Source organism: Streptomyces sp. NPDC020362, assembly GCF_040642095.1.
Lineage (GTDB): Bacteria > Actinomycetota > Actinomycetes > Streptomycetales > Streptomycetaceae > Streptomyces.
The window spans coordinates 1-19,712 of record NZ_JBFAET010000009.1 but is presented as its reverse complement, the minus strand read 5'-3'; the positions used below and the strand labels follow the sequence as shown (position 1 = coordinate 19,712).

Below are 19,712 nucleotides of genomic sequence, written 5' to 3'. Positions count from 1 at the left end.
GCGGGTGGCGTCCGGTTCCTGTCCGGGGCCGCGTGGGTGCTGTGCAGGCCCCGTGCGGACGCGGTGATGCGCGGACGTCCGTAGGACTGGCGCGTGTTAGCCTCCCCCGCGGTCATGAACTATCGCAACGGGGGAACGTGATGGGCGCGTCTTCGGACGGCTACACGGTCAAGTCCGGCATGTCCGGGCAGGCGAAGGAACTGGACGGCGCCGGCGACGACGCGGGACACATACACGAGGCGATCGTCCCCGATCTCTGCTACACGCAGGACGCCCTGGGCGGCGCCGAGTCGGCGGAGGCGTTCAACGCGTTCGCCGCGGCCTGGCTGGACGACGCGTCCACGCTGGAGTCGGCACTCCACGAACTCGCGGACAAGGTCCGCCTGTCCAAGGGTGCGTACGGGGGAGCCGACCACGCGGCGGCGACCCGGACCGAGGCCGTGACCGTCGGCGGCGACGGCATGACCACGATGCCCGTGTCCGCCGGGGGCAGCGGTGTCACCACGATGCCGACCGGTGCGAACACCGTCACCACGATGCCGACGCCCGGCGGGCGGCCGTCGGCCCTGACGGGTTACTGAGAGCCGGCCGATGACGGGATTCCTGAACCTGAACCCCTTCGGCGCCCTGGGCACCCCGGCCGGCCGCCGTTCCTGGCTGGCCGATCTGTGTGGGAGCATCCCCAAGGCCGCGTCCAAGAACGATCTGCTGGACCAGATCGACGGCGCCCTCTTCGTCGTCGCGCCGGTGGGCGACACAGCCACCCTCGAATCGCTGGGCAAGCGCTACCGCGGCCAGGTCGACAAGGCCGGGGACGTGCACGACCGGGCGAACAAGGTGGCCCGCAAGGGGCTGCCGGAGGTCTGGGTCGGCGACACGAGCGTGCTCGCCTCCGACGCGGTGGGCGCCTCCGCCCGGGCCGCGACCAAGATGTCCGACGCGTTCGAGGGCGGCGCCAAGGCCCTGCTCGCGCTGGCCGACGCACTCGGGCACGCGCAGAAACAGGACGCCGACGGCCGCGCCAAGATGCAGCAGGCCAAGCAGCAACTCGGCCCCAAGGACAGCTTCTTCGACCTCGGCCGCCTGATCGAGACCGACGAGGAGAAGGCCGAGAAGAAGAAGGCCCTCGACACGGCCCGGACCGTCGCCACGGACGGGGTCGGGCTGATGCACAAGGCCGCCGTCGCCGCGGACGACGCCGTGCGCGCAGCGGCCCGGGACCTGAACAAGTGGGCGGCCGAGGCACGCGCCGGGAAGATGCACACCGGTCGGCTGACCGCGGTGGACCGGCTGATGCTCGCCGACACCAGCGGCAAGGACGGCGCGCCCGACTACAACGAGATCCTCACCGCGGGCGACCTGGAGCGCTCCGGCCGGGCCATGGACAAGCTCTCGCCGGCCGACCGGACCCGGATGGACCAGCTCCTTGCGAACGCGAAGTCCCCGCAGGAGAAGGCGTACCTGATGAAGGCGCTCGCCGCGGGCCACGGTGTCGCCGACATCGAGACGTTCGACGGCAAGATCCACGGCAAGGACCCGGCCTGGCTACAGCGGCACCTGTCGCCGATCGTCACCAAGGGCGACAGCCTCAAGGACGAGGGGACGGACGGCAACGGCGCCAACGTCAACACCGACCTGCAGAGTTTCGACGGCCAGCAATGGGCCCAGGGCGGCGACGGCAGTGAGGGCACCTGCGTCGCCTCGTCCACCGTCACCGCCCGCGCCATGGTCGACCCGGTTTTCGCCCTCGGGCTCACCGGCGGCCCCAGCGGCCAGGAGGACGACCCGGCAGCCTTCCGGCGGCGCCTGGTGGACGAACAGCACCGGGTGCACCAGGAGGGCCACGGCGGCGCCAACTGGAACGGCATGGACCTGACCGGCAAGACCGACGTCGTCAACAAGGAGATCAGCCCGGAGACCGGAAGCTCCTACGAGCTGCACGAGGTCCGGGACGCCGACTCCCGGCGCAACGTCCTGCCGGACATCGAGAAGGCGGTGGCGGAGGGCAAGCCGGTGCCCATCGGCGTCGAGGGATACACGGACGGCAAGCGGTCCGGCCACGCCATGATGATCATCGGCCAGGAGGGTGACAAGCTGGAGATCTACAACCCGTGGGGCAGGACCACATGGGTCAGCGAGGACGACTTCGTCAACGGCGGCATGGGCAAGGCCAGCGACTACCAGCTGCCCAACGCGTACGCCGTACACCTTCCCCAGGACTGAAGAACAGCTCAGGACCGACCATGACTGCACGCACACCGCTCCTCGGCACGGCCGCCCTGGCCTGTCTCCTCGCCCTCACCGGCTGCGGCCACGGCGGCGGGACCGGCCACCCCGGCCCCACCGGTACGCCCGCCCGGAGCGCCGGGCCCGGATCGACCGGCAAGCCCAGCGCGACCGGCACAACCGGCGGGACAGGCAAGGCCGCCGAGTACGGCATCGAGCACCGGGCCGTCACCGTCGAGCCGGGCGGGAAGTTCTCCCTCACCGTCCCGTCGGCGGTGACCCTGGGCGAGCACTGGTACCTCGCCGGTCCCGAGCCGGACGCGGCCGTGCTGAAGTACCGGGGCGACCGGGAGACCGGCGACGGCAGCGGCGCCGACGGCAGCACCGGCGGCACCCACTCCTTCGACTTCACCGCCCTGGCCAAGGGCAGGACCACGGTACGACTGCTGCACTGCCCGCTGGGCACGTGCACCGGCCCCGGCCCCCACGACCGTTCGACCCTGGGCCCCACCCCCGACGACACGGCGTCCCCGTCCCCGTACCCCACCGCCACCGGCACTCCGGACGCCCACGCCGCCTTCTACGTCTTCACGATCACCGTCCGCTGACCGGACCGGAACCGAGGCCCTCATGTCCCCTGCTCCCGACAGCCGCACCGACGACGAGGTCCTGGCCGCCACCGACGTCACCATGCTGCTGCGCTACGGCCTGACCCAGGACGCCTTCCGCACGGCCCTGTTCGGCGACGGTGCCGTCGCGGCGGCGGTGACCCTGGACCGGCTCGGCGTAGTGCCGCGCTCGCTGGTGTTCGTCGCCGAGATCGTCCGCTCCGGCGGCCTCGCGTATGCGGCCGGGCTGCCCGAGCCGCTGCCGTCCCGGGAGCCGGCCGAGATCCTTGGGGACTGGCTGACCGGCGCCGCGCAGACCGCCACCACCCCGGAGGCCGAGACGCGCGCCGCCCGCTGGCTGGACGCGGTCGCCGAGATCATCGCTCTGCGCCGGGCCACCCGCGGGGGCACGGCCTAGGCATCCCGGTCGGCGAGCCAGTTGCCGTGGAACCCGAAGGGGACACGGGCGGGCAGATGGACCGTGGCGACCGGCTCGGCGGCGAGGTCGCCGGCGTCCAGGACGACCAGGTCGCTGCGGTCGGTGGCGGCGTCGTGGACGTAGGTCACCAGCCAGCCGGGGCCGCCGGGCACGTCGTCGGCGGGGGCGAACGCGGCCTCGCCGGGTGTGCGGCCCGGACCGAAGTCGTGCGCGGTGGCGGAGCCGGTCGTCAGGTCGTAGCGGACCAGTGAGGTGCCGGACGTCATGTGTCCGTGGCGGGAGCCGAGGCCGGTCAGCCGGTCGTCGACGCGGGGGAACTCGCCCGGACGGTCGTCGGCCTGCTCCTCGCGCACCGTCCCGCGGACCGGGTCGATGGTCCACTTCCACAGCACGGCCTGCTGCGGCGCGGTGCCGGCGCCGGCGGTGCGCCGGTACATCTCCGGGTAGCGCATGACGTGCAGCACGATCGTGCCGTCCGGCGCGTCGTAGGCGTTGAGCGAGTGGAAGACGTAGCAGGGGTCCACCGTGAACCAGCGGACCTCGCCGTACGGGTCGTCGCGGCGCAGGACGCCGAGCCGGGCACCGTATCCGTCGTCCCAGCTGTAGGGCATGGTCCCGCCGGCCAGGGCGAGTTCGACGTCGAAGACGACGGGCAGGTCCATGAAGACGACGTGTCCGGCGGTGAGCGCGAAGTCGTGCAGCATGGTCGGCCCGGGCACCTCCACGGGCCTGCTGATCGCCAACTCGCCCGTGGCGTCGGCCCGGTGGTAGGTGAGGCGGTCGGGCTCCAGCATGCCGTAGCCGAAGAAGTGCAGTTCGCCGGTGGTCGGGCAGGTCTTCGGGTGGGCCGTCATCGCGGTCCGCAGCCGACCGCCGAAGTCGTAGGGGCCCACGGTGCCGAGGTCGCAGGTCAGCTCGTAGGGCAGGGCGCTCTCGACCAGGGCGAGGGTGCGGCCGGCGTGCCGGACGACGTGGGTGTTGGCCGGGCCGGCGGTGAGGTCCCGGTTGCCCTGGTCGTCGTACATCCGCGCCCCGTCGGTGAACCGGGTGGTGCGCACCCAGCGGTTGCGGTAGGAGACGGCCCGCCCGCCTTCGAGCCGGACACCGTGCACCATGCCGTCGCCGAAGAACCAGTGCCCGGATGCCGCGTCGGCCGGGTTGGGGCCGTTGCGCAGGTACCAGCCGGCCAGTTCGGGCGGGAGGGTGCCGGTCACCGGCAGGTCGTGCGCGGTGAGTTCCTCGGTGACCGGGGCGTAGTTGCCGGAGAGGTGCTTCGAGCTCATCGGGCCACCTGCCCGGCCTTGGCCTGGACGTGGGCGACGTAGCGCACGGTGAAGACCATCGGGACGGCGAAGCCGGCGATCTGGACGACGGTCGCGGGCGTCGAGTGGGCGTGACCGGAGTGGGCCAGCACGGCGAGGACGGCGGCGGTCAGTACGAAGGCGGCGGTCCAGACGGCGGTGATGACGGTGTTGACCCGGATGAACGGCTTCAGGTTCCAGTACTCGCGCGGGGTGGTGCGCTTGGCGATGCCCAGGGTGAACGGCCGCCGGACGGCCAGCGAGACTCCGGCGACGACGGCGAGGGTGCCGGAGGACAGAGCCGCGGAGTAGTTGTGCACGCCCGAGTGCGGGTCGGCGAAGGCGATGGCCGCGAGGACGGCGAAGAAGGCGGCCGAGCCGGTCTCGATGATCAGTGCGTCGAATCCGGTGCCGGACCGCTTCTCCTGGGCGATGAGCCCCACGGCGATCGCCAGGGCGGCCAGGGCTCCCCACTGCCACTGCCCCGAGGGGACGACGGCGAAGACGATCCATGGCAGGAAGGTGCGCAGGTACGACATTGGGTTTCCCCCGGTCTCAGGTGTCTGTTCCGACATGTCAAAAGTAGAAGGTCGCACCATGACATGTCAACAGTGGAATGTGGAAGGTAGGGTGGAACCATGAGCCTCAAACACGCACTGCTCGGCCTGCTCTCGGAGCGCCCCGCCAGCGGGTACGACCTGCTGAAGCGGTTCGAGACCTCCCTGGCCAACGTCTGGCCGGCGACCCAGAGCCAGATCTACACCGAGCTGACCAAGCTGGCGGGCTCCGGACTGATCACCGTCGCGGCTCAGGGACCGCGCGGCCGCAAGGAGTACGCCCTCGCCGACGAGGGCATGGCCGAGCTGCGCCACTGGCTGACCGAGACCAAGCCCCAGCGCAACACCCGCAGCGACCTCCTGCTGCGCGTCTTCTTCCTCGGTGTGCTGCCGCCCGAGCGGGCCCGCGGCTATCTGGCCGACCTCGCCGACATGTCCGAGCAGGAGTACGAGCAGCTGAAGCAGCTCGACGCCGCCATCGACTGGGACGACGACAACCTCTCGGTCCACGGCCGTATCGCCCTGGAGTACGGGCTGCGCTTCAACGCGATGCGCCGGGAGTGGGCCGAGTGGGCCGCGGCCCAGATCAAGTAGCGCCGAGAAAGACGGGGTTGGTGAACGCGGCCAGCGCTCCCGGGACCGGGCCCAGGGCCGTCTCGTGGCGCACCTCCGCCCGTACGTAGGCCGCGTACGCCGGGGTCGTACGCCATTCGACGACCCCCTGGCCCGCCACCGGCAGCGGATCGCCGGTGAACAGCACGCCCTGGTCGGTGACGAAGCGGACCGAGCAGCGCGGCGCCCCGGACACCTCCAGCCGGACCGTGACCGGGGTGTCGGCGGGCACCGCCAGCCGCTCGCCGACACCCGCCTGCCCGCCCTCCGCGGCGGTGGCGGTGAAGGCCAGTGCCACCTGCCGCGACTCGGCCACGTACGAGCGGCCCGCGCGGATGCCCTCCTGGATCGCCTCGCGGGTGAGGTCGTCGGCGAGGACGACCGTCTGCGGCATGCCGACCACGTCCGGGTCGCGGTGGGCGTCGCTGTTGCCCATCGCGGGCAGCCACCGCCGGTTCTCCCGCACCGAGGCGACGAGCCGGGCGTCCCAGGCGGCCAGCGCGACCTCGTCGTCGGGCGTGTACGGCCCGTTCCACACCTCGACCGCGTCGGCCTCCCCGAACCCGAACTTCCAGGCGCACCCGACGCAGGTGGCAAACGGGTGGGCCGGTACGACCAGCCCCCCGGCCTCCCGGATCCGGCGCGCGAAGTGCCCGAAGCGGCCGTCCCGGGCCCGGTAGCGCCAGTCGACGAAGGTGCCCGGCCCGGTCCCGAGGGCCAGCACGTGCCCGTTGCGCGTGGTGACCTCCTCGCCCAGCATCACGAGCAGGTCCTCGCCCGCCGCGTCGGCCCAGTGGGCGTGCGAGGAGGTCGTGTTGTGCTCGGAGCTGTTGATGAAGTCCAGACCGGCCGCACGGGCCAGCGCCGCGATCTCGGCCGGGGTGCGGCGCCCGTCGGAGTGCCAGGAGTGCAGATGGCAGTCACCCCGGTACCAGGCACGGCCCCGCCCGGCCGCCCGGTCGGGCGGATACACGGGCCGCGGAGTCTCACCCGGCCCGCCCGCGGTGAGCGTGACCGTCAGCTCGTACGACAGCCCCTGCGGCGCCACGGTGTACGGACCGAGCGCGATGTGCCAGGTCCCGGGGGTGAGCGGGCCGGGCAGATACCCGGGTGTCGCGTCGTCGGCCCGCACGAAGAACTCGGTCCGGGCCCCACCCGACCAGCCACGAAACCCCCGCCCGCCCAGCTCGGTCCCGCGCGGGTCGAAGAGACCGATGTCGAGGGCGTTGCCGGGGGTGCCGACCGGGACGGCGGGCTTGTCGTAGGTGTAGGAGACGTGCAACTCACGGGTGCCGGAGGGTACTTCGAAGGGTACGTAGACATAGTCCGGTGACCCCGGTACAAGAGTGCCGCGCAACGTCGTCACACCGCCAACGTAAGCCACCCCGAGGGGCGCGGGACAGTATCAATTTGCGCCTCCGCCGCGTGGGCGCGACCAGCCACGTACGAGCCGCACCCGCCGACGGTGATCGGTCGGCACCTGCACATGCGCCAGTGCCGACCAGTCGGTATCGACATGTGAAGCCGCACCGGGTACAGAAGACCCATGCGCATCGCCGTCACGATTTTCCTCACGGACGAGACCATCACCCCCACGCGCCTGGCCCGCGAGCTGGAAGTCCGGGGTTACAGCGGCCTGTACCTCCCCGAGCACACCCACATCCCCGTGGAGCGAACGACTCCGTACCCGGCCGGCGGCGACCTGCCCCGCGAGTACGGCCGCACCCTCGACCCCTTCGTCGCGCTCGGCCAGGCCGCCGCCGTGACCGAGCGACTGGGCCTCGGCACCGGCATCACGCTCGTCGCCCAGCACGACCCGATCGATCTGGCCAAGCAGATCGCGACCCTCGACCACCTCTCCGGCGGCCGCTTCACCCTCGGCCTCGGCTACGGCTGGAACGTGGAGGAGGCCGCCGACCACGGGGTGGAGTGGCGCACCCGCCGGGAGCTGGTCCGGGACCGGATGGGCCTCATGCGCGCGCTGTGGTCCGAGGAGCCGGTGGGCCACGACGGGGAGTTCGGCGGCGTGCGGCCCAGCTTCGCGTTCCCCAAACCCGTGCAGAAGCCGCGCGGGCCGGTCGTCGGCCCCCGCACCCTCGTCGGCGGGGCGGCAGGGCCCAAGCTGTTCGCGCACATCGCCGAGTACGCCGACGGCTGGCTGCCGATCGGCGGCGGCGGGCTGTCCGAATCGCTGCCGGTGCTGCGCTCGGTGTGGGCGGACGCGGGCCGCGACCCGTCCGCCCTTCAGGTGGTCCCCTACGCCGTGCTGCCCACCCCCGGCAAGCTCGCCCACCATGCCGAACTGGGCATCGAGGAGACGGTGGTCCAGCTGCCGTCGGCGGGGGAGGCGGAGGTGCTGCGCATGCTGGACGACTGCGCGAGCTTTCTGTAGGCGGGGGCGCGTCCGGCAGGGGCGCGGGGAACTGCGCGACAAGCCACCGCAATCCGCACGTGACCGTGCACCGCACCTGCCCGGACCCGGCGGCTTCGGCGGAGCCCCACGCCGTGATCAGCCCGAACGTATGCTCAAGGGATGACGACTTCCGCGACCTCCGGAACCGGCCCGACCGAGAACTCCATGCGTCGCGCCCTCAAACGTGCCCGGGACGGCGTCGCCCTCGACGTCGCCGAGGCGGCGGTGCTCCTCCAGGCCCGCGGCGAGGCCCTGACCGATCTCGTCGCCTCCGCCGCCCGGGTGCGGGACGCGGGCCTGGCGGCGGCGGGCAGGCCCGGCGTCATCACCTACTCGAAGAGCGTCTTCATCCCCCTCACCCGACTGTGCCGGGACAAGTGCCACTACTGCACCTTCGTGACCGTCCCCGGCAAGCTGCGCCGGGCGGGCCACGGGATGTTCATGTCCCCGGACGAGGTGCTGGACATCGCGCGCAAGGGCGCCGCTCTCGGCTGCAAGGAAGCCCTCATCACCCTCGGCGACAAGCCCGAGGACCGCTGGCCGGAAGCGCGCGAGTGGCTGGACGCGCACGGCTACGACGACACCATCGCCTACGTCCGTGCCATCTCCATCCGCATCCTGGAGGAGACGGGCCTGCTGCCCCACCTCAACCCGGGCGTCATGACCTGGACGGACTTCCAGCGCCTCAAGCCCGTCGCCCCGTCCATGGGCATGATGCTGGAGACCACGGCCACCCGCCTGTGGTCGGAGCCCGGTGGCCCCCACCACGGCTCCCCGGACAAGGAACCGGCCGTACGGCTCAGGGTGCTGGAGGACGCGGGCCGTTCCTCGGTCCCCTTCACCTCCGGCCTGCTGATCGGCATCGGTGAGACGTACGAGGAGCGCGCGGAGTCCCTCTTCGCCCTCCGCAAGGTCTCCCGGTCCTACCACGGCATCCAGGAACTGATCATCCAGAACTTCCGCGCCAAGCCGGACACGGCGATGCGCGGCATGCCGGACGCCGAACTGGACGACCTGGTCGCCACGGTGGCCGTCGCCCGGCACATCATGGGCCCGAGCGCCTGCCTCCAGGCCCCGCCGAACCTCGTGGACAGCGAGTACGAGCGGCTGATCGGTGCCGGTATCGACGACTGGGGCGGGGTGTCGCCCCTGACCATCGACCACGTCAACCCCGAGCGCCCCTGGCCGCAGATCGAGGAACTCACCGAGCGCTCCCGGGCCGCCGGCTTCGAGCTGCGTGAACGTCTCTGTGTCTACCCGGAGTTCGTCCGCCGCGGCGAGCCCTGGCTGGATCCGCGGCTGCGCCCGCACGTCGCCGCGCTGACCGACCCTCAGACCGGCCTCGCCCTGCCGGACGCAGTGGTCGAGGGGCACCCGTGGCAGGAGCCGGAGGAGGTCTTCGTGCCCGCCGGCCGCACGGACCTGCACCGCACGATCGACACCGAGGGCCGGACCTCCGACCGGCGCGACGACTTCGACGAGGTCTACGGCGACTGGGAGGCGCTGCGCGAGGCCGCCGCCCCCGGCATGACACCCGAGCGCATCGACACGGACGTACGCCAGGCGCTGCGCACGGCGGCCGACGACCCCACGCGGCTCACGGACGCCGAGGCCCTGGCCCTGCTGCACGCGGACGGCCCGGCGCTGGACGCGCTGTGCCGGGTGGCGGACGACGTGCGCAGGTCGGCGGTGGGCGAGGACGTCACCTACATCGTCACGCGCAACATCAACTTCACCAACGTCTGCTACACGGGCTGCCGCTTCTGCGCCTTCGCCCAGCGCCGCACGGACGCGGACGCGTACACCCTCTCCCTGGAGCAGGTCGCGGACCGCGCGCAGCAGGCGTGGGACGTGGGCGCGGTCGAGGTCTGCATGCAGGGCGGGATCCACCCCGACCTGCCGGGCACCGCGTACTTCGACATCGCGAAGGCGGTGAAGGAGCGCGTCCCCGGGATGCACGTCCACGCCTTCTCGCCGATGGAGGTGGTGAACGGCGCGACGCGCACCGGCATGTCGATCCGTGAGTGGCTGTCCGCGGCCAAGGAGGCGGGGCTGGACTCCATCCCGGGGACGGCGGCGGAGATCCTGGACGACGAGGTCCGCTGGGTGCTGACCAAGGGCAAGCTGCCCACGGCCACCTGGATCGAGGTGATCACCACCGCCCACGAGCTGGGCATCCGGTCCTCCTCCACGATGATGTACGGGCATGTCGACCAGCCCCGCCACTGGCTCGGGCATCTGCGCACACTGGCCGGGATCCAGCAGCGCACGGGCGGCTTCACCGAGTTCGTGACGCTCCCCTTCATCCACACGAACGCGCCGGTGTACCTGGCGGGCATCGCACGCCCCGGCCCCTCCACGCGGGACAACCGGGCGGTGACGGCGATGGCCCGTCTCCTCCTGCACCCCTACATCCCCAACATCCAGACAAGCTGGGTCAAACTGGGCGCCGAGGGTGCTGCGGAGATGCTCCGCTCCGGGGCGAACGACCTGGGCGGCACGCTGATGGAGGAGACGATCTCCCGGATGGCGGGCTCGTCCTACGGCTCCTACAAGTCGATCCGGGACCTCGTGGCGGTGGCGGAGGCGGCCGGCCGCCCGGCCAAGCCGCGTACGACCCTGTACGGCGAGGTGTCCGAGGAGCGGCAGCGGGCGGCGGAGGCCTCCGACGGGCACCTGCCCGACCTGCTGCCTGTCCTGGACTGAGCCCGGACTGAGTACGATGATCCGACCCTCGTGCCGAGAGGGGACCCGTAGCGGAGGAGATGCGTACCCGTGGCTGCCCGACTGCCCTCGTGGGCCTGGGTCTCCGGTCTGACCGCGGGGGCGACCGCGGCCGTCGTCGCCCTCGCCGTCCAGGCGGACCACGGTCCGCACCCCACGGCCGCGACGGTCAAACCCAGCGCGTCGGCGTCCGCGGGCGCCCACGCGCCCGCCAGGCCGAAGGAGCCGTCGGGGCCGCCCGAGCTCCCGGAGGAGTCCGGCGCGGGCCGCCGGGTCGTCTACTCGCTCGGCGAGAAGCGCGTGTGGCTGGTGGACGCGACCGGGAAGGCGAACCGTACGTTCACGGTGTGGCCGGGCACGGTGGGCCCGCAGCCCGGTCGCTACTCGGTCACGCTGCGCATCCAGTCCCTCAAGGGCTCGGACGGCGTGCAGATCGAGCACGTCATGTACTTCACCAAGGTCTCCGGCGTGAACATAGCGTTCTCCAACGCCCTCGACGGCGCTTCGCCGCCACCGGCGGACGGGCAGAAGCGGGGCGGCATCCGCCTCCACAAGGAGGACGGAGCCGCGCTGTGGGCGTTCGGTGATCAGGGGACCAAGGTCACGGTCGTCAAGTAGTCGGGTCCTGCGCGCGCTGCCCCGGCAGCTGGTTGACGATCAACGCCACCCCGCTCAGCAGGAACACCCGGGTCGCCGCGTCCAGCCCGTTCCACGTCTTCGACTGCCACATCGAGAACCACTCACCGCCGATCGCGATGAACCCGGCACCGAAGAGGAGCAGCAGCATCAGCAGACCGTAGGTGGAGAAACGGCGGGCGAGGTCGTCCCGCTGCCGCGCCCAGAGATACGTCCCCCAGATCAGGACCAGGGCCGCCACCGTCTCCCACGCGATGATCGCGACATAGGCGGTGTCCTGCAGGCCCTTGCTGGTGATGGCCCGCCACATCAGGTCGTCGTCCTTGAACGTCGTGTCCATCGCCAGCACATGCTGTACGAACTGCTGGTTGGTCCCGAAGTCGGTGATGTTCCCGAGGGCCACCAGGGCGATGTAGAGGGCGAGTATGCCGGTGAGCACACCGGCGGCAAGCCTGAGGCTCGAGTTACGGGTGGGGGTGGTGGTCATGGCTGAATTCTCCCCTGCCCGAGAGCGAGTTATCGCGTGGGCATTGCGCCAGAATGAAGAAGCGAGCGTCGGGGGAAGGGCGTACGGATGGCGCAGGCACGGCGGTCGATGCAGGAGCTGATCGGTCGGCGCAGGCGGGCCGGTTTCGTCGGGCGCGGTGATGAACGGGCCGCCTTCCGGCAGAACTTGGACCTTCCGCCCGAGGATGAACGCCACCGTTTCCTCTTCCACATCCACGGCAACGCCGGTGTCGGAAAGACGTTCCTGGTCCGGGAGCTGGAACAGATCGCCCGGGAGCGGGGCGCGCTCACGGCGTACGTGGACGAGAGCGTGGGGAGCGTGCCGGAGGCGATGGCGGCGATGAGCCGCGAATTCGCCGGGCAGGGCCATGCGTTGAAGAAGTTCGACCGCGCGCTGGCCGCCTACCGGGAGCGGCGCCACGAGGCCGAGGCGGTGGTGGCGGGGCTGGAGCCGGAGGGCTCTTCACCGGCGACGGCCACCGCCGTACGGGCCGGACTCGCGGGCCTGGGCCTGATACCGGGCGCCGGACCGTTCGTGGGCGCGGTCGACCCGGCTCAACTCGCCCAGTACGCGGACAGATTGAGACGAGGCCTCAGCGCCCGCTTCGCCAGCCAGGACGACGTGCAACTCGTGCTGTCACCGGAACAGGTGCTGACCCCCAAGCTGCTGGACGAACTGGCGGACCTGGCGACCGCCCTGCCATGGATCGTCCTCTTCTTCGACACCTACGAGCGGATCGGGCCCTTCGTGGACACCTGGCTCTACGAGGCGATGACGAGCGACCGGCACGGCGCACTGCCCGCCAACGTGGTCGTGGTGACCGCCGGCCAGCGCCCCTTCGACACCGCCCGCTGGGCCGGCTTCGCGGATTTCATGACGGACGTACCGCTGAGTCCGTTCACGGAGGCGGAGGCGCGGGGCCTGCTGGCGGACCGGGGAGTGGTGGCCGAGCCGGTCGTCGCGGAGGTACTGCGCCTGACGGGCGGGCTCCCCCTGCTGGTGTCCACCCTGGCCGAACAGCGCCCCGCCGACCCGGACGACATCGGCGACCCCAGCGCCACGGCCGTCGAGCGCTTCCTGAAGTGGGAGCCGGATCCGGTCCGGCGGGGCGTGGCACTGGCCTGTGCGCTGCCCCGGAGACTGGACGCCGACATCTTCCGGGCGGCGGTGGAGCGACCGGAGGCCGAGACCGAGGCCCTGTACGACTGGCTGCGGGGCTTGCCGTTCGTCAGCGAGCGCGGCGATCGGGCGCAGTACCACGACGTCGTACGCGCCTCGATGCTCCGCCTGCAGCGCCGGCGGTCGCCGCGGGGCTGGGCACAGCGGCAGCGGCGGCTGGCGGAGGAGTTCGGCCGGTGGCGGGAGGAGACGGCGGCGGGACGGCCCGTCAATGACCTGTGGGCGGACGCGCAGTGGCGGGAACTGAGGCTGGCGGAGGCGTATCACATGCTGTGCGCGGTACCGGCCCGGGAGGCACTGCCCTTGGTGCTGGACGACATGCCCGGCGCCTGCAAGGAGGGCGAGGTGGTGGCCCGCCGGTGGGCGCAGACCCTGGTGGAGGCGGGCGAGGACGCGGACGACGAAACCGTACGCGCCTGGGGACGCGACCTGCTCGGCGCGCTGGGGGAGGGGATCTTCGAGGCGCTCGGCCTGCTCCTGGGCCGGGGCGGTCTCGACATATCGGCACAGGTGCTCGCGCGGGTGCTGCGGGCCCGGGAGCTGAGGCAGCGCTCCGACTACGAGAGCGCCGTCGCCGAGTGCGAACGGGCCATGGCGGTCGACGCGGACAGCTGGCAAGCGTACTACTGGCGGGCGTTGGTCCGCGTCGACCTCGGCGAGCACGAGTCCGCGGTCGCGGACCTGGACCGCGCCGAGGAACTCTCGCCGGACAACCCCAGGGTCCTCTACGCGCGCGGCGAGTACCGACGCGAGCAGGGCCGCTACGACGCGGCGCTCGGCGACCTGGACCGTGCCGTGGCCCTGCAGCCGGGCTACGGCGGGGCGTGGGCGTCCCGAGGCGTCACGCGGTACGCGCTGGGCCGCCTCGACCAAGCGCTCTCCGACCTGGACCGGGCCCTGGACATCGATCCCGACGACGTATGGGCCCTGGCGAGCAGGTCCCGGGTGTGGCGCGACCGGGGCGAACACGACCGGCAGCTCGCGGATCTGGACCGCGCGCTGCAACTCGTTCCGGACTCGCCCTGGATCGCCTGCGTGCGGGGCGACGCGCTCAGGAACGCGGGCCGCGACGAGGAGGCACTCGCCGAGTACGACCGCGCCCTGCGCGCCAACCCCGACTACGCCTCCGCCCACGCCAGCCGAGGCGCCTCCCTGGCCAACCTGGGCCGCCACCGCGAGGCACTCGTGGCACTGGACCGCGCGCTGGAACTCGTCCCGGACTATCCGTGGGCCATGGACCGCCACACGGAGGTGTTCACGGTGCTCAACTCTCCACGGCGAACGTGAGGAACTCCGTCCAGGTGGCGCCGGTAACGGCGAGTCGGGCGCCGTCCTTGTCCTTGGAGTCGCGGATGTGGATGGTGGTGGGGGTTATGGCTACTTCGACGCATTCAGGACCGTCGTTGCCGCTGTAGGTGCTCTTGAACCACTCCAGGGCAGTCATGTCTTCCACTCCAGTACTTTCTCGATGAAGGCCAGTGACTCCCGGGGCGCGAGCGCCTGGGCCCGGACCATTCCATGGCGCATCTCCATGATCTGGGCTTCCCAGGGATCACTGATCACCCGGCTGTACGGCTGGCCTTCAGTGTGTCCCGCGACCCGCAGAGGCGCCCGCCTCGCCCACCTCCTCACGGAGCGCCATCTGGCCGACCGGGGTGTGCCGTTCGAGGAGGCGGTGCAGGTGGTGGCGGAGCTGGCCGCCGACGCAGTGCTGCACGGCCGGGTCAGGGGAAGGGACTTCCGGCTCGGTCTGAAGCTGCGCGACGACGGCACGCTCCGTATCGAGGTGACCGACGCCCTGGGCGACCGGATCCCGTGCGCCCAGGACCCGGCCGCTCAGGACTCGGAGACCGGCCGGGGACTACTGATCGTCGCGGCCCACGCCCACCGCTGGGGCGTGGACTTGACCCCCGCCAACACCAAGACGATCTGGGCAGAACTCACACCGGGACGCGGCGGGGCGGGACCCGGTGGCTCCCGACGCAAAAGACCAAAGAACCGGGGAAAGAACCGAACCCACCCCCACCGCCCCCGTCGATCACTCGCCGGAGTGAATATGCCCAACGCAGCTGGCGTGGCGGGACAGTTGTGGTGCAACGTCGGCGAAGGCAACCCCCAGACATGCATCGGCCCTCGCCGGGACTGGCATCCCAGTGCGAGGGCCTGATCACCGAGGAAGAGAAGCTTCCCTGTGACTGACGAGCAGCCTAGCGCGCCCCCGCGTGCCAAGACCCGGCATTCCCACTCCGGTGTCACCCATGTGAAGGAACCTCTCGAGCGCAACTTCACCGTGATCAGCAACGAACTGCTCCAGCACCCGGAGTTGTCCACGCTGGCGAAGGGCATCGGGAGCTACATCCAGTCGCTGCCCGAGGGCACCCCGGTCGGCATCAAGGCGCTGGCGGAGGCGTTGCCCGAGGGAGAGATCAGGATCGCCTCCGCCCTGCGTGAGCTGGAGAAGTACGGGTTCTACGCCCGCCCGAAGGAGCGTCTTCCATCGGGCCGGGTGGTGACCCGTTCGATCTCGTACAACCGGCCGCGTCTCGCAGTGGCCGAAGCCGCCCGAGGCCCCGAGCCGGCCGATGCCCCGCCGAAGGCTCCCGCTCCGCCGAAGGCTCCCGCTCCGCCCCGCAAGACCGCCGACCTGCTCGCGGGGCTTCGCGCGTCCGACTCCCGTCTGCTCCTCACCGAGCGGGACGTACAGCGCCTGGCAGCAGCTGTCGCGAAGTGGCTGGAGCGCGGCGTGCCGCCCACAGCCGTCGTACGTACGCTCACCGCCGGGCTGCCTCAGGGGTCGATCAAGCACCCGGCGGCCTTCCTGCAACACCGCCTCACCACCCAACTGCCGCCGCACCTTCCGGCCGCCCCACCCCGCACCACACACCACCGCCCATCCCCACTCCAGACCTGCGACGGCTGCGACCGCGCCTTCCGGGCACCTCACCCGGGCCGATGCCGCGATTGCCGTGTGTCATCCACGGCGGCTGCCTGAGCGCCGAGTGCGTCACGCGAGGGCTGACCCCTCCCTGACCTCCTTTCAGCGATCCACCGCCTCCCCCGTCACCACCGGCCGCACCCTGCCCAGCATCAGCTCCAGGAACTGGTCCGGGTGCCGGAACGAGGCGAAGTGGCTGGCCCCCTTGATGAGGGCGAAGTCCTTCACCGGGGCCGTGACGTCCTCGAAGAAGCGGCGGGCCGGCTCCGGTGGGGTCAGGACGTCGCTGTCGCCCTGGAAGAGGAAGAAGGGGAGGCGGAAGGTGGTGCCCTCGGCTCGTTCGTCGATCGTCATCGCCTGCGGGCCCAGCTGCTCGGAGAAGTTCATGCCCTTCAGGTACGAGCGCACTCCGCGCAGGGTGTGGAGCGGGGAGAACCAGAGTGAGCGGATCACCACCGTCTTCATCGTGTCGTAGGTGAGCGGATCGGTGGTCACCACCGTCTTCGCGTACTGCGACCACTGCTCGGCGCTCCAGGCCGCCCGGTCCGGGCCCATGGCCGCCACGTTCGCCCGCTCCTTCTTCTTTCCCGCCTTCTCCAGCCGGGCCAGCAGCGCCTCGTAGGACGAGGTGTCGCGGCCGCCGCCGATGACGTTCTGGTCGGTGCCGACGTAGGCCGAGTACAGCTCGGGGTGGTTGCGGGCCAGGCGCAGGCCGGTGACCGTGCCGAAGCTGTTGGCGACGAGGAGGAGCCGGGGGACGCCCAGGCGGGCGCGGACGTACTCCGTCACCTCGAGGGCGTCGGCGTAGAGGCGGTCGAGCGTCATCTCGCCCTGGCCGGACGGGCCGCCCGCCGCGAACGTCCGGCCCGCACCCCGCATGTCCCAGCGGACGATCGTGAAGTGCCGCTCCCAGGCGCGGGTCCTCGGGATGTAGATCAGGTTGGAGGCGCCGGGGCCGCCGTGGATCTCCAGGATGACGGGGTTCGACAGATCATCGCCGCGGATGGAGATCCACTGGTCGATGCCGCCGATGCGGACGTACGACCCCTCGTCGATGCCGTTCGGTGCGGTGATGCGCAGCTTCTTCGCGAGCGATGCGCGCTTGAGGGCCCGATAGGTGAGCAGCATGAGTGTTCCCCCTAAACTGTTTATGTCATCAGCAGTTGTGTTTACGGTATATACAGTTGGCGGGCGGAGTCAACGGGCTTCGCCGGAGTCGAAGAGGAGGAACCGCATGGCCGCCCGGGGCAAGGAGCAGGACAAAGCGCGTGACCCGCGGGCGAGCCTCGCGCTGCTGTGGGGTGAACAGGGGCAGCCCACCCGCGGGCCCAAGCCGAAACTGTCCCCGCAGCAGATCGCCGCGGCCGCCGTCGAACTGGCCGACGGCGAAGGCCTGGACGCCGTTTCCATGAGCAAGGTGGCCGGCGGATTCGGGGTGTCCGCCATGGCGCTGTACCGGTACGTCCCGGGGAAGAGTGAACTCGTCGAGTTGATGGTGGAGGCCGTGCTTGCCGAGGGCCCGGATCTGTCGGGCGTACCGGGCGGGGACTGGCGGGCGGGGGTGGAGGAATGGACGCGGCAGTGCGCGCGGGTCTACGCCGCCCATCCCTGGCTGCTCGCCGCCACCGCGATGCGCCGCCAGGTCATGGGGCCGCAGCAGCTGCGCTGGCTGGATGCGGCGCTCGCCGCCCTGGAGCCGACCGGCCTCGGCGCCGCCCGGCGCCACCAGGTCTTCCTGCTCCTCGTCGGTCTCGTCCGCAACCTCGCCCAGCAGATGTCCGACCACGACGAGGAGCGGGACCGGGAGTGGAACCGCCTCACCGGCGAACTGCTCGCCCGGCACGCGGACCGCTTCCCGGCGCTCACCAAGGCGATCGCCGAGGGCGCCTTCGAGCCGGCCGGCATCGATCCGCTCGACTTCGGCCTCGGCCGGATCCTGGACGGAGTCGAAGCGCTCATGGCTGCGCCGGAATGACCCCGCCGACGCCGTACCGAACGGCAGGTTCGGCGTCAGGGGCAGGGGCTTCCGGCTCGGTCTGACGCCGGTTCTCGCTGCCCGCGGAGAGATGGGAACAAGTTTTCTACAAGTGGCCCCATGCTTTACCTGACGCTCCGTAGGATGCGCTCACCGCACGGTTCCGGCCAGTCACAGGCGTGCGGGGAAGTTTCATGCGCACGACGGGGGTTGGGTGGCGTGAACAGTCTGTTCATCGTCGGTATGGGCTTCGGAACCGCAGGGGTTCGGGCCACGAGGTCCTGACCGCCATCGGCGGTCGGGCCGCCTGGTCCCTGTCGACATCAGCGAGCGGCTGCGGCGCGGACGCGCCGTGGTTGCCGGTGTCCTCTTCCCGTTCCGAAGGAGAAGCATGAGGCCCACTCGGGTAACTGCAGGCTCTCGTACACGGAAAGTCCTGATCGTCGCAAGCTCGATGGTGGTGGCGGCTGCCGCCTACGTGGCGACGCCCGCGAACGCCGCACCGGTGGCCCGTTCCGCGCCGGCCAAGGGATGCAGAACCCTCAGCCCCGCGCAGACTCGTCTGGTCGGGGCCGACGGGAAGACCGTGTCGCCGTCGGCCGCGGCAGTCGTCCGCGCCGCGGCGGGGAAGGAGTTGACGTACCGTCTGCCGGGCGGTGCGACCATGACGACGACCGTCCCGCCCCAGGGTTTCCGGCCGCAGACAGCGGCTCCCGCGACGGCACGGGCGTTCGGCTTCGACGCCCCGGACAGCCCGAAGGCGCTGACGGCGTGGCGGGCGAAGTACAAGGGATACCGCGAGACAGTCCCCTCGGTGCCGTGCCTGGGTTCGTCCCCCTTGTCGTCACCGCGCTTCGCCGTCTACAGCGGCAACTGGGGCGGCTACATGGCCACCGGCCACTCCAACTACAACGAGGTCTACGACGACCAGAACATCCCCACCTACTACGGGAATTGCGGGGCCACGAACAGCACGCTGGCGGCCCCGTGGATCGGCCTCGGCGGTTACCACTCCGGCAGGCTGATCCAGCAGGGCTTCGCCTCGGGCTCATCGGTGGGCGGCACCCTCCAGGGCGCGTCGCTGTGGTACGAGTACCTCAACCCGCAGCACCCGAACCCGCCCGTCTACATCGGGCACACGACGAAGACCGGTCACGTCATCTCGCAGTACATGACCTACAGCTCCGGAAAGGTCGGGTTCCACTGGTACGACCGGACCGCCGGCTCCGGCTGGTCACCCGTCAACGTGTCCGGTCTGTCGGGCTACTACGACGGGACGACCGCGGACTACATCAACGAGCGCGTGTACGGCGTCAAGCTGCGTAAGTTCAGCCGGCAGACGTTCAGCGCCACCGGTGCCCGGTACGGCAGCACCTTCAAGGACCTCTTCAACTTGCCGAACACCGAGGTGCGGCTGACGAGCAACGGCTCCTCGTCCGGTGCCGCCCTGTTCACCGACACCCGCTCCAGCGCCAGCGCGTTCTACCAGACCTGGAAGCGCTGCTCGTAGCACCGGGCCTGGAGGCGCTGCTCGTAGCACCGGGCCTGGCGCCGCCCCGCGGGCGAGGGCGGCGGGCCCGGGCCGGCAAAACGCGCGGG

20 protein-coding genes are annotated in these 19,712 nt (G+C 71.2%); 13 read left to right on the top strand and 7 right to left on the bottom strand.

Annotated features, from left to right (window positions below):
• Nucleotides 1-140: 140 nt before the first annotated feature.
• From AB0H32_RS06380 to AB0H32_RS06365, 4 genes are read left to right on the top strand one after another with little or no spacing between them, the layout of a single operon-like run.
• Nucleotides 141-581, top strand: a complete 441-nt coding sequence (locus AB0H32_RS06380) for a hypothetical protein (protein ID WP_361115112.1) — start codon at nt 141-143, stop codon at nt 579-581.
• 10 nt (nt 582-591) lie between these two features.
• A complete protein-coding gene (locus AB0H32_RS06375) occupies nt 592-2,223 on the top strand; it encodes a peptidoglycan-binding protein (RefSeq protein WP_361115109.1) in 1,632 nt (543 codons plus the stop codon).
• 20 nt (nt 2,224-2,243) lie between these two features.
• Entirely contained in the window at nt 2,244-2,834 is a 591-nt protein-coding gene (locus tag AB0H32_RS06370; protein ID WP_361115106.1) for a protease inhibitor I42 family protein, read from the top strand.
• A 22-nt stretch (nt 2,835-2,856) separates the two neighbouring features.
• Nucleotides 2,857-3,252, top strand: a complete 396-nt coding sequence (locus AB0H32_RS06365) for a hypothetical protein (RefSeq protein WP_361115103.1) — start codon at nt 2,857-2,859, stop codon at nt 3,250-3,252.
• On the opposite strand, the gene AB0H32_RS06360 is transcribed toward AB0H32_RS06365, so the two are convergent.
• The gene (locus AB0H32_RS06360; protein ID WP_361115100.1) at nt 3,249-4,556 is read right to left on the bottom strand and encodes a carotenoid oxygenase family protein; all 1,308 of its coding nucleotides are present in this window, start codon (nt 4,554-4,556) and stop codon (nt 3,249-3,251) included. The genes AB0H32_RS06365 and AB0H32_RS06360 overlap by 4 nt on opposite strands.
• Nucleotides 4,553-5,113 (bottom strand): hypothetical protein, encoded by a 561-nt coding sequence (locus AB0H32_RS06355; protein ID WP_361115097.1) that lies wholly within the window; start codon nt 5,111-5,113, stop codon nt 4,553-4,555. Before AB0H32_RS06355 ends, AB0H32_RS06360 begins: the two co-directional genes overlap by 4 nt.
• Nucleotides 5,114-5,212: 99 nt before the next feature.
• Between AB0H32_RS06355 and AB0H32_RS06350 the strand changes: the two genes are divergently transcribed.
• Nucleotides 5,213-5,725 carry a PadR family transcriptional regulator gene (locus tag AB0H32_RS06350; RefSeq protein WP_361115094.1) on the top strand — a complete coding sequence of 171 codons (513 nt, stop codon included), beginning with the start codon at nt 5,213-5,215 and terminating at the stop codon, nt 5,723-5,725.
• Here the strand turns inward: AB0H32_RS06350 and AB0H32_RS06345 are convergent.
• On the bottom strand, nt 5,718-7,109 hold the full coding sequence (locus tag AB0H32_RS06345; protein ID WP_361115091.1) for a CehA/McbA family metallohydrolase: 1,392 nt from the start codon (nt 7,107-7,109) through the stop codon (nt 5,718-5,720). The genes AB0H32_RS06350 and AB0H32_RS06345 overlap by 8 nt on opposite strands.
• 180 nt (nt 7,110-7,289) lie before the next feature.
• On the opposite strand from AB0H32_RS06345, the gene AB0H32_RS06340 reads away from it, so the two are divergent.
• The 3 genes from AB0H32_RS06340 to AB0H32_RS06330 all read left to right on the top strand — a co-directional run bounded on the left by AB0H32_RS06340 (nt 7,290) and on the right by AB0H32_RS06330 (nt 11,498).
• Nucleotides 7,290-8,135, top strand: a complete 846-nt coding sequence (locus AB0H32_RS06340; RefSeq protein ID WP_361115088.1) for an LLM class F420-dependent oxidoreductase — start codon at nt 7,290-7,292, stop codon at nt 8,133-8,135.
• 141 nt (nt 8,136-8,276) lie between these two features.
• Nucleotides 8,277-10,862 carry a bifunctional FO biosynthesis protein CofGH gene (locus AB0H32_RS06335; protein WP_361115085.1) on the top strand — a complete coding sequence of 862 codons (2,586 nt, stop codon included), beginning with the start codon at nt 8,277-8,279 and terminating at the stop codon, nt 10,860-10,862.
• Between the two features lie 69 nt (nt 10,863-10,931).
• On the top strand, nt 10,932-11,498 hold the full coding sequence (locus tag AB0H32_RS06330) for a hypothetical protein (RefSeq protein WP_361115082.1): 567 nt from the start codon (nt 10,932-10,934) through the stop codon (nt 11,496-11,498).
• On the opposite strand, the gene AB0H32_RS06325 is transcribed toward AB0H32_RS06330, so the two are convergent.
• Nucleotides 11,491-12,003 carry a DUF2165 domain-containing protein gene (locus AB0H32_RS06325; protein ID WP_361115079.1) on the bottom strand — a complete coding sequence of 171 codons (513 nt, stop codon included), beginning with the start codon at nt 12,001-12,003 and terminating at the stop codon, nt 11,491-11,493. The genes AB0H32_RS06330 and AB0H32_RS06325 overlap by 8 nt on opposite strands.
• Before the next feature lie 87 nt (nt 12,004-12,090).
• On the opposite strand from AB0H32_RS06325, the gene AB0H32_RS06320 reads away from it, so the two are divergent.
• Entirely contained in the window at nt 12,091-14,490 is a 2,400-nt protein-coding gene (locus tag AB0H32_RS06320) for a tetratricopeptide repeat protein (RefSeq protein WP_361115076.1), read from the top strand.
• Here AB0H32_RS06320 and AB0H32_RS06315 read toward each other — a convergent pair.
• Complete coding sequence (locus AB0H32_RS06315; RefSeq protein WP_361115073.1) at nt 14,468-14,647, bottom strand: DUF397 domain-containing protein; 180 nt, start codon at nt 14,645-14,647, stop codon at nt 14,468-14,470. The genes AB0H32_RS06320 and AB0H32_RS06315 overlap by 23 nt on opposite strands.
• Nucleotides 14,648-14,734: 87 nt before the next feature.
• Here AB0H32_RS06315 and AB0H32_RS06310 point away from each other — a divergent pair, with 87 nt between their 5' ends.
• Together AB0H32_RS06310 and AB0H32_RS06305 are read left to right on the top strand one after the other, a co-directional pair.
• The gene (locus tag AB0H32_RS06310; protein WP_361115070.1) at nt 14,735-15,370 is read left to right on the top strand and encodes a hypothetical protein; all 636 of its coding nucleotides are present in this window, start codon (nt 14,735-14,737) and stop codon (nt 15,368-15,370) included.
• Between the two features lie 24 nt (nt 15,371-15,394).
• Nucleotides 15,395-16,195, top strand: coding sequence for a helix-turn-helix domain-containing protein (locus AB0H32_RS06305; protein WP_361115067.1), 801 nt, complete (start codon nt 15,395-15,397; stop codon nt 16,193-16,195).
• Nucleotides 16,196-16,240: 45 nt separating this feature from the next.
• Here AB0H32_RS06305 and AB0H32_RS06300 read toward each other — a convergent pair whose 3' ends face one another.
• On the bottom strand, nt 16,241-17,266 hold the full coding sequence (locus AB0H32_RS06300; RefSeq protein ID WP_361115064.1) for an alpha/beta hydrolase: 1,026 nt from the start codon (nt 17,264-17,266) through the stop codon (nt 16,241-16,243).
• A gap of 106 nt (nt 17,267-17,372) precedes the next feature.
• Between AB0H32_RS06300 and AB0H32_RS06295 the strand changes: the two genes are divergently transcribed.
• Nucleotides 17,373-18,113, top strand: a complete 741-nt coding sequence (locus AB0H32_RS06295) for a TetR/AcrR family transcriptional regulator C-terminal domain-containing protein (RefSeq protein ID WP_361115061.1) — start codon at nt 17,373-17,375, stop codon at nt 18,111-18,113.
• A gap of 474 nt (nt 18,114-18,587) precedes the next feature.
• Here AB0H32_RS06295 and AB0H32_RS06290 read toward each other — a convergent pair whose 3' ends face one another.
• Complete coding sequence (locus AB0H32_RS06290; RefSeq protein ID WP_361115058.1) at nt 18,588-18,779, bottom strand: hypothetical protein; 192 nt, start codon at nt 18,777-18,779, stop codon at nt 18,588-18,590.
• On the opposite strand from AB0H32_RS06290, the gene AB0H32_RS06285 reads away from it, so the two are divergent.
• The gene (locus AB0H32_RS06285) at nt 18,778-19,623 is read left to right on the top strand and encodes a hypothetical protein (RefSeq protein ID WP_361115055.1); all 846 of its coding nucleotides are present in this window, start codon (nt 18,778-18,780) and stop codon (nt 19,621-19,623) included. The genes AB0H32_RS06290 and AB0H32_RS06285 overlap by 2 nt on opposite strands.
• Nucleotides 19,624-19,712 lie beyond the last annotated feature (89 nt).

Excerpts from the sequence above, each read along its gene's own strand:
- AB0H32_RS06380 (WP_361115112.1), top strand. The coding sequence starts at position 141 with ATGGGCGCGTCTTCGGACGGCTACACGGTCAAGTCCGGCATGTCCGGG.
- AB0H32_RS06375 (WP_361115109.1), top strand. The coding sequence starts at position 592 with ATGACGGGATTCCTGAACCTGAACCCCTTCGGCGCCCTGGGCACCCCG.
- AB0H32_RS06370 (WP_361115106.1), top strand. The coding sequence starts at position 2,244 with ATGACTGCACGCACACCGCTCCTCGGCACGGCCGCCCTGGCCTGTCTC.
- AB0H32_RS06365 (WP_361115103.1), top strand. The coding sequence starts at position 2,857 with ATGTCCCCTGCTCCCGACAGCCGCACCGACGACGAGGTCCTGGCCGCC.
- AB0H32_RS06360 (WP_361115100.1), bottom strand. The coding sequence starts at position 4,556 with ATGAGCTCGAAGCACCTCTCCGGCAACTACGCCCCGGTCACCGAGGAA.
- AB0H32_RS06355 (WP_361115097.1), bottom strand. The coding sequence starts at position 5,113 with ATGTCGTACCTGCGCACCTTCCTGCCATGGATCGTCTTCGCCGTCGTC.
- AB0H32_RS06350 (WP_361115094.1), top strand. The coding sequence starts at position 5,213 with ATGAGCCTCAAACACGCACTGCTCGGCCTGCTCTCGGAGCGCCCCGCC.
- AB0H32_RS06340 (WP_361115088.1), top strand. The coding sequence starts at position 7,290 with ATGCGCATCGCCGTCACGATTTTCCTCACGGACGAGACCATCACCCCC.
- AB0H32_RS06335 (WP_361115085.1), top strand. The coding sequence starts at position 8,277 with ATGACGACTTCCGCGACCTCCGGAACCGGCCCGACCGAGAACTCCATG.
- AB0H32_RS06325 (WP_361115079.1), bottom strand. The coding sequence starts at position 12,003 with ATGACCACCACCCCCACCCGTAACTCGAGCCTCAGGCTTGCCGCCGGT.
- AB0H32_RS06320 (WP_361115076.1), top strand. The coding sequence starts at position 12,091 with ATGGCGCAGGCACGGCGGTCGATGCAGGAGCTGATCGGTCGGCGCAGG.
- AB0H32_RS06315 (WP_361115073.1), bottom strand. The coding sequence starts at position 14,647 with ATGACTGCCCTGGAGTGGTTCAAGAGCACCTACAGCGGCAACGACGGT.
- AB0H32_RS06310 (WP_361115070.1), top strand. The coding sequence starts at position 14,735 with ATGATCTGGGCTTCCCAGGGATCACTGATCACCCGGCTGTACGGCTGG.
- AB0H32_RS06300 (WP_361115064.1), bottom strand. The coding sequence starts at position 17,266 with ATGCTGCTCACCTATCGGGCCCTCAAGCGCGCATCGCTCGCGAAGAAG.
- AB0H32_RS06295 (WP_361115061.1), top strand. The coding sequence starts at position 17,373 with ATGGCCGCCCGGGGCAAGGAGCAGGACAAAGCGCGTGACCCGCGGGCG.
- AB0H32_RS06285 (WP_361115055.1), top strand. The coding sequence starts at position 18,778 with ATGACGACGACCGTCCCGCCCCAGGGTTTCCGGCCGCAGACAGCGGCT.
- AB0H32_RS06290 (WP_361115058.1), bottom strand. The coding sequence starts at position 18,779 with ATGGTCGCACCGCCCGGCAGACGGTACGTCAACTCCTTCCCCGCCGCG.